Source organism: Acerihabitans sp. (assembly GCF_036398755.1).
Taxonomy (GTDB): Bacteria; Pseudomonadota; Gammaproteobacteria; order Enterobacterales; family Enterobacteriaceae; genus Acerihabitans.
On sequence record NZ_DASWOM010000096.1, the window covers coordinates 1 to 1,798 of the forward strand.

Annotated in this window: 3 protein-coding genes; all 3 read left to right on the forward strand. The window is 61.8% G+C overall.

Annotated features, from left to right (window positions below; translation table 11 throughout):
• Positions 1–492, forward strand: a 492-nt coding sequence (locus VGC33_RS16525; RefSeq protein WP_331121866.1) for a hypothetical protein, incomplete at its 5' end; no start/stop codon positions are given.
• Positions 489–974, forward strand: a complete 486-nt coding sequence (locus tag VGC33_RS16530) for a phage tail protein (protein ID WP_331121867.1) — start codon at positions 489–491, stop codon at positions 972–974. The genes VGC33_RS16525 and VGC33_RS16530, both read left to right, overlap by 4 nt.
• Positions 971–1,798 (forward strand): contractile injection system protein, VgrG/Pvc8 family (locus tag VGC33_RS16535; RefSeq protein ID WP_331121868.1); only part of this gene is annotated, 828 nt, incomplete at its 3' end. The genes VGC33_RS16530 and VGC33_RS16535, both read left to right, overlap by 4 nt.

The following is a 1,798-nucleotide window of genomic DNA, read 5'->3' on the forward strand; positions in this document are numbered from 1 at the left end:
ACCGCCTACGGTTATAAACCGGGGGCGATGATTTACAACACCAACCCGATACTTGACCAGGTCAATCAGGTCAATTCGCCGCTTGGCGTGGTCAGTATCCCCGCCGCGCAGACCGGCGTCCGGGACAAACAGGCGGGCTTAGCCACCACCAACCCCCACCCGATATTGAAGCGGTCGTCCAAGGAGGCGAAGCCGGTCGGCGAGAGTGCCATGCCTGCCGCTGATAAATATCCGTCCGACCCACCGCGCACCGATACGCCGCCGCTGATGAATACCATGCGCCAGGCGGATAAACCGATCCAGGCGCCGCAAGCCGCCCCGGCCACCGTTGTGCATGTCACGGTGCCGTATACGCCAACCAGCAGCCAGGGCATGACCCCGCAGGAAGTGGGGCGCATCGCCGCCAATGCCGCCGCCGATGAGCTGGATAAACGCCAGCGCCAGCAGCGCGCCCGTAGCCGCAGCAGCATGACCTATGAGGCCCAACCATGATGATGATCCTGGGGCTATTCGTGTTCACCCTGAGCACCGTCCCGTATCAAAACCTTAATCGTTCGCTGGAATACCGCTGGCCGACCAATAGCCGGGTGGGGCTGATACCGGCGGCGCAATTTCTCGGCCAGGATAACGACACTATTACACTAAGTGGCACGCTGTTGCCGGAGGTGACCGGCGGGCGGCTGTCGCTGCTGGCCCTGGAGACCATGGCCGCCCAGGGCAAAGCCTGGCCGCTGATTGAGGGCAGCGGGCGCATCTACGGCATGTTTGTGGTGACCGGTTTTAGCGAAACGCGCACGGAGTTTTTTGCCGACGGCGCGGCCCGGCGTATCGAGTTCACCCTTAACCTGATGCGGGTGGATGAAAGCCTGACCGCGATGTTCGGCGATATGAAAGCGCAGGCCGACGGCCTGCTGGGCAAGGCGCAAACGCTGGCCGATAACGCCAAATCCAAAGTGGGGGAACTCTGGTCATGATCACTACCCTGATGCCCTCCGCCGGGGCCACTATCGCGCCGGATTTCCGGGTGCGGATGAACGACAAGGATATCACCGCCAACCTGCGCCCGCGCCTGCTATCGCTGACCATCACCGATAATCGCGGCTTTGAGGCCGACCAGTTGGATATCGAGCTGGACGACGCCGACGGCCAGTTGCGCATGCCGGGACGCGGCGCGGTGGTAAGCGTATATTTGGGCTGGCAGGGCGAAGCGTTAACCGGCAAAGGCGACTTTACCGTCGATGAGGTGGAGCACCACGGCGCGCCCGATACGCTGACCATTCGCGCCCGCAGCGCGGATTTTCGCGGCACGCTGAATTCACGGCGCGAGGTGTCCTATCACGACACCACCCTGGGGGCGGTGGTTGAGCAGATTGCGGCACGCAATAGCCTGTCGCCGGTGATAGCGGACGCACTAAAATCCATCGCCATCCCGCATATTGACCAGACCCAGGAAACCGACGCGGCGTTTTTAACCCGCCTGGCGGAGCTGAACGGCGCGGTGGCGGCCATCAAGGCGGGCCGGTTAATGCTGTTTAAGCCCGGCGGCGGCAAGAGTGTGTCCGGCAAAGTCATCCCGCAAATAAGCATCGAGCGCCGCGACGGCGACCGGCATAACTTTAGCATCGCCGATCGAGGCGCTTATACCGGCGTGAGCGCCAGCTGGCTACATACCAAAGACCCGCAGCAGAAAAAGGCCAAGGCAAAAACCAAAGTGCAGCGCAAAAAGAAAGCGCAGCACCTGCGCGCCTTGCAACATCCCCAGGCCAAAACCACCAAGGCTAAAGTGATTAAAACGCCG

Coding starts and splice junctions, on each gene's coding strand:
- VGC33_RS16530 (WP_331121867.1), top strand. CDS start 489: ATGATGATGATCCTGGGGCTATTCGTGTTCACCCTGAGCACCGTCCCG.